The sequence below is a fragment of the Vibrio sp. OPT46 genome (assembly GCF_015163535.1).
Classification (GTDB): Bacteria; Pseudomonadota; Gammaproteobacteria; order Enterobacterales; family Vibrionaceae; genus Vibrio; species Vibrio alginolyticus.
This window is the reverse complement of the sequence record NZ_JADDYG010000005.1, coordinates 7,215-12,793: the sequence shown is the minus strand read 5'-3', so window position 1 is coordinate 12,793 and position 5,579 is coordinate 7,215. Positions and strand designations below refer to the sequence as shown.

Here is a 5,579-nt window from a genome sequence, read left to right as displayed (position 1 = left end):
TGATCAACACGGTGAAGATAACCGATGTAAGGCTCTTCTGAAAGTACCTTCCAACCTTGCTCTTCAAATAATGCCGCGACATCTTTCCATTTCAATGTAAATTCATTGAAAGACAACACCACTGAACCTTGTTTTTTCAATACCACTTTCCATGCAGGCAGAGCCTCTTTTAAAAGCTCTAGTGGACTGCGGTTCAGTTTGCTGTCCTTGGCATTTTTGCTGCCGTGCTGCACGCCATAAGGCAAGTCAGACACCATCACATCAACTGAGTTCTTTTTCACGACTTGATCAGCGATACGAGTATCAGCCGAATACAGCTTCATAAACTGAAGATGGCCTTGGTTGTAATCTTCTTTATTTGCTGCAGCTTCAACCACGAAACCATCCGCCACTTTCTTGCCACCCGCAGTGCGCTTTTCTTTGCTCACTTTGTGCTTAAAGCGGCCATTCTTCATGAACTTAACAATAAAGGTCTGGATCTCTTGCACCCACTTGGCGTTGATCTCAACCCCTACCACGTTCAAACCGTGGATCAAGCCTTCAAATAAGGTTGTACCTTTACCACACATTGGATCCATTAAGGTCAGTTGTTCACTTCCCGTATTGGACGCACTAATGCCGATATTCACCATCAAACGGGTAAACTGCTCGTTTGTTTTCCCGGTGTAGCGCAAAATCTGGCTCATACTTTCCGGGAAAGTGTTAAATACGGGCGCTTGAACTGGTCGAAGTAAACCATCTTCGCGCACTTCAAATAGCGCATAGTAAATCGAAGAGGCTGCGATTCTTCGCGCCTGCTCATCGGTTAGCGCTTCCTGACAAGAAAACACCAACGCAGCAGGTAAGCCAACGTCTTTACTACCAATTTCTGTCACATCCACGCCTTGTGAAGCTAAAATTGCTTTTAGCTCAGAACAGGCAATGGTCATTGCGCTATCAAAGTAAATTCGGTTATGACCCGGATTCGCTAATATCGCGTAATGGTACATCCCATGAACTCCTCTGGTTACGCAATACGCTTATATTTGATATCCCAAACACCGTGACCAAGACGGTGACCACGAGCTTCAAACTTCGTTAGCGGGCGATCGTCTGGACGAGGAACGAAATCACCATCTTTAGCAATGTTTTCGAAACCTGGCGCTTGGTTCATCACTTCAATCATGTGCTCTGCGTAGTTTTCCCAGTCGGTCGCCATGTGGAAAATACCTTCATTAGGGATAAGCTTCTCACGCACCATTTCCGCAAAACCTAATTGAACAATACGACGCTTGTGGTGACGCTTCTTATGCCAAGGGTCTGGGAAGAACAATTGCAGTGTCGATAAGCTGCCATTTGGGATCATGTGTTCGAATACTTCTACCGCATCGTGACACATTACACGCAGGTTAGTAATTCCCGCTTCGCGAGCATCGGCAAGACAAGCACCAACGCCTGGGCTATGAACTTCGATACCGATGAAGTTTTTCTCTGGCGCGTTCTTTGCCATTTCAACCAATGAAGCACCCATACCAAAACCGATCTCAAGCACTACTGGGTTATCGTTGCCAAATACCTCTTTCCAATCGAGAAGTTCAGCTTTGAAGTCAATACCCATCGTAGGCCAGCATTCATTCATCGCGCTCTCTTGACCTTTAGTCAAACGCCCTTCACGGCGTACAAAGCTGCGGATTTTGCGGATCAGCTTTCCGTCTTCGTTGTATTCGTTAGTGGTTACTTCACTCATTGATTTTGCCTGCACATTGATTAATCAAAGCGGGGATTATCCAAAGAATTTACTTAGGTGCAAGTATTTGTTGAGCTCTTGGTCTATGGCAACCCAAAAGCAACGACACACCTCTTTATATCCCTACTGTTTATCCGTTGTACTTCTTGCCCATTATGTGGTGCAATTTTGCACCTAACCAATACTAGAATACAGAGCAAGTCGTGACACCTTTCGCCAGTGCCATCCTAGAATGGTATGACGCATATGGAAGAAAAGATCTTCCGTGGCAACAAAATAAGACCGCATACAGTGTCTGGTTGTCTGAAATTATGCTTCAGCAAACTCAGGTCACTACGGTTATTCCGTATTACCAACGTTTCTTGGAGCGCTTTCCAACCGTGATCGATCTTGCCAATGCTGAGCAAGATGAAGTCCTACACCTTTGGACTGGCTTAGGGTACTACGCCCGAGCCCGTAACCTTCACAAAGCAGCACAAGAGGTCGCCTCTACATACAATGGTGAGTTTCCTCTTGATATAGAGAAAATGAACGCCCTACCGGGGATTGGTCGCTCTACCGCTGCCGCCATTTTATCGTCTGTGTATAAACAACCACACGCGATTCTTGATGGTAACGTGAAGCGCACCCTATCCCGCTGTTTCGCAGTTGCAGGATGGCCAGGACAAAAAAAGGTTGAAAACCAGCTGTGGGAAATTGCCGAAACGCACACCCCACAAACGGATGTAGATAAGTATAACCAGGCAATGATGGACATGGGCGCAATGGTCTGCACACGCAGCAAACCCAAATGTAGCCTCTGCCCTGTTGCTGATCTGTGTGTGGCAAAGCAACAAGGTAATGTGCTCGACTACCCGGGCAAAAAACCGAAGAAAGATAAGCCAATCAAGCAAACTCGTTTCGTGATGCTTCACCACAACACCGAAAATGGTCATGAGGTGTGGTTGGAGCAAAGACCACAAACAGGCATTTGGGGTGGCTTATTCTGCTTCCCACAAACCGAACATGTGGATGCAGAAAGCGACATTGAATTGCTACTGGATCAACGCGGCATTCAAGCCAGCAATATCAAACAGAAGCAAACACTGATTACCTTTCGTCATACATTCAGCCATTACCACCTAGATATCACGCCAATTTTGATTGATTTATCAAAGCAACCGGACGTGATAATGGAAGGCAACAAAGGTCTTTGGTATAACTTATCTAAACCTGAAGAAGTCGGTTTAGCCGCGCCAGTAAAACTATTGCTGGAAACGCTACCCCACGAACTTCGTTAATTGAATACAAGGAGTCATTATGAGCCGCACTGTATTTTGTGCTCGACTAAAGAAAGAAGGCGAAGGTCTAGACTTTCAACTTTACCCTGGTGAACTAGGTAAACGCATTTTCGACAACATCTCGAAAGAAGCGTGGGCTCAGTGGCAACACAAACAAACCATGTTGATCAACGAGAAGAAACTCAACATGATGGATCCAGAACACCGCAAACTGATCGAAACAGAAATGGTAAATTTCCTCTTTGAAGGAAAAGACGTTCATATCGAAGGTTACACACCGCCGAGCGAATAAAGTCGCTTGAGTTAAACAATGACATCACAACCATTTGTGGTGTCATTTTTCTATTACCTTCAATAACTCTGATACTTATGAAAAAAATTGTCTTTATCGCTGCCGCACTTTTAATGGCAGGCTGTAGCCGTGAATTCGTCGAAAAGATTTATGACGTCAACTACGAGCCAACAAACCGTTTTGCCAATAACTTAGCTGAGCTACCAGGACAATTTGAAAAAGATACTGCGGCGCTAGATGCCTTAATCAATAGCTTTTCAGGCAATATTCAAAAGCGCTGGGGTAAAAAAGAAATCAAGTACGCTGGCAAGAGTAATTACGTTAAGTACATCGATAACTACCTTAGCCGCGCCGAGGTCGACTTTCGCAAAGGCGTGATCACGATAGAGACCGTATCACCGACCGAGCCCCAAAAACACCTAAAAGACGCGATTGTCACCACCTTATTAACACCAGACGATCCCGCTCACGTCGACTTATTCTCCTCTAAAGGTATCACGTTAGAGGGGCAACCATTCCTGTATAAACAAGTTGTCGACCAAGACAATAAGCCAATTCAATGGTCTTGGCGGGCAAACCGATTTGCGGAATACCTCATCGCAAATAAAATAAAAACCAAAAATGTAGATTTCAAGAAAGCGTATTACGTCGAAATTCCCATGGTTGAAGACCACTTTTCAACTCGCAGCTACCAATACGCCGATATCGTGCGTCGAGCTTCCAAGAAATACGACATTCCAGAAGACTTGATATACGCCATTATTAAAACCGAGAGCAGTTTCAACCCATACGCGGTAAGTTGGGCAAATGCGTATGGCCTAATGCAAGTTGTACCTAAAACAGCGGGACGAGATGTGTTCAAACTCGTGAAAAAGCGCTCGGGCCAACCAAGCCCTGAATATTTGTTTAATCCAGAAAACAACATAGATACCGGTACTGCGTATTTCTATATCTTAAAAAATCGTTATTTAAGAGAAGTCCGCCACCCTACCTCTCTCGAGTACAGCATGATTTCAGCTTACAATGGCGGTACTGGAGGAGTTTTAAACACATTTCATCGCAGTGATCGCAAACGCGCAATGCAAGATCTTAATTCATTGCAACCCAACCAAGTTTATTGGGCGTTAACCAAGAAACACCCGAACGCAGAAGCGCGTCGCTACCTAGAAAAAGTTACAAATTTCAAAAAGGAATTTAACTCGAAGCAAACTTTGTAGTGACAGTTGAATAAAAAGCGTTCGAACAACCACTTTTTTGAAATTATTTAAAAAAAGTGGTTGACGCAACGCGGGAAAATCCGTTTAATAGCGCTCCGTTGCCCGGATAGCTCAGTCGGTAGAGCAGAGGATTGAAAATCCTCGTGTCGGTGGTTCGATTCCGCCTCCGGGCACCACAATTTGATTTGTTGGTGTCTTAACGAAATGTTATAACACGGACAAAAGCACAAAGAATAAAGTGTGCCGACTTAGCTCAGTAGGTAGAGCAACTGACTTGTAATCAGTAGGTCACCAGTTCGATTCCGGTAGTCGGCACCATTCTTTTGCCTCGATAGCTCAGTCGGTAGAGCAGAGGATTGAAAATCCTCGTGTCGGTGGTTCGATTCCGCCTCGAGGCACCATATTTGGTGCACTTGCTTCATAAGCAAGACACAAAAAAGAATAGTTCCTCCTTAGCTCAGTTGGTAGAGCGACGGACTGTTAATCCGCAGGTCGCTGGTTCGAGCCCAGCAGGAGGAGCCAATTTCTAGAATCTTACTTAAGTGAGATTTTAAAAACAGAAGAGATAATCTCTTCTAAAAAGAATACAGTGTGCCGACTTAGCTCAGTAGGTAGAGCAACTGACTTGTAATCAGTAGGTCACCAGTTCGATTCCGGTAGTCGGCACCATTCTTTTGCCTCGATAGCTCAGTCGGTAGAGCAGAGGATTGAAAATCCTCGTGTCGGTGGTTCGATTCCGCCTCGAGGCACCATATTTGGTGCACTTGCTTCATAAGCAAGACACAAAAAATAATAATTCCTCCTTAGCTCAGTTGGTAGAGCGACGGACTGTTAATCCGCAGGTCGCTGGTTCGAGCCCAGCAGGAGGAGCCAATTTTAAAGCCGCATCACTTGATGCGGCTTTTTTGTATCTGCTTTATACGTCATTTCTCGCTTTCCCATTTATCTGCACTTCATTTCTAAACATCAGCGAACATTAAATCCTTTCTTCAAAAACACTTATTTCACGCTAAAAATTTAATCCTCATCGTAATTTTAATACGCATTAGTATCCGAGCATATTC

General features: G+C 44.7%; 5 protein-coding genes and 7 tRNA genes. 10 read left to right on the top strand and 2 right to left on the bottom strand.

All coding sequences use genetic code 11. The features are described 5' to 3' along the window. Together IQR33_RS00175 and trmB are read right to left on the bottom strand one after the other, a co-directional pair. Positions 1 to 989 (bottom strand): TRM11 family SAM-dependent methyltransferase (locus IQR33_RS00175; RefSeq protein ID WP_193843427.1); only part of this gene is annotated, 989 nt, incomplete at its 3' end. Positions 990 to 1,006: 17 nt separating this feature from the next. Next, positions 1,007 to 1,726, bottom strand: coding sequence for a tRNA (guanosine(46)-N7)-methyltransferase TrmB (gene trmB / locus IQR33_RS00170; RefSeq protein WP_005384506.1), 720 nt, complete (start codon positions 1,724 to 1,726; stop codon positions 1,007 to 1,009). Between the two features lie 203 nt (positions 1,727 to 1,929). Between trmB and mutY the strand changes: the two genes are divergently transcribed. The 10 genes from mutY (at position 1,930) to IQR33_RS00120 (ending at position 5,388) form a co-directional block, all read left to right on the top strand. Then, the gene (gene mutY, locus IQR33_RS00165; RefSeq protein WP_017635575.1) at positions 1,930 to 3,006 is read left to right on the top strand and encodes an A/G-specific adenine glycosylase; all 1,077 of its coding nucleotides are present in this window, start codon (positions 1,930 to 1,932) and stop codon (positions 3,004 to 3,006) included. Between the two features lie 19 nt (positions 3,007 to 3,025). Continuing rightward, a complete protein-coding gene (locus IQR33_RS00160; protein WP_005381002.1) occupies positions 3,026 to 3,298 on the top strand; it encodes an oxidative damage protection protein in 273 nt (90 codons plus the stop codon). Positions 3,299 to 3,375: 77 nt separating this feature from the next. Beyond that, positions 3,376 to 4,515 (top strand): membrane-bound lytic murein transglycosylase MltC, encoded by a 1,140-nt coding sequence (gene mltC / locus IQR33_RS00155; protein ID WP_005381001.1) that lies wholly within the window; start codon positions 3,376 to 3,378, stop codon positions 4,513 to 4,515. A 100-nt stretch (positions 4,516 to 4,615) separates the two neighbouring features. Continuing rightward, positions 4,616 to 4,691, top strand: a tRNA-Phe gene (locus tag IQR33_RS00150). A 66-nt stretch (positions 4,692 to 4,757) separates the two neighbouring features. Continuing rightward, a tRNA-Thr gene (locus IQR33_RS00145) sits at positions 4,758 to 4,833 on the top strand. 7 nt (positions 4,834 to 4,840) lie between these two features. Further along, a tRNA-Phe gene (locus IQR33_RS00140) sits at positions 4,841 to 4,916 on the top strand. Positions 4,917 to 4,961: 45 nt separating this feature from the next. Next, a tRNA-Asn gene (locus IQR33_RS00135) sits at positions 4,962 to 5,037 on the top strand. 71 nt (positions 5,038 to 5,108) lie between these two features. Next, positions 5,109 to 5,184, top strand: a tRNA-Thr gene (locus tag IQR33_RS00130). A 7-nt stretch (positions 5,185 to 5,191) separates the two neighbouring features. Further along, positions 5,192 to 5,267 (top strand) — tRNA-Phe (locus IQR33_RS00125). A gap of 45 nt (positions 5,268 to 5,312) precedes the next feature. Then, a tRNA-Asn gene (locus IQR33_RS00120) sits at positions 5,313 to 5,388 on the top strand. Positions 5,389 to 5,579 lie beyond the last annotated feature (191 nt).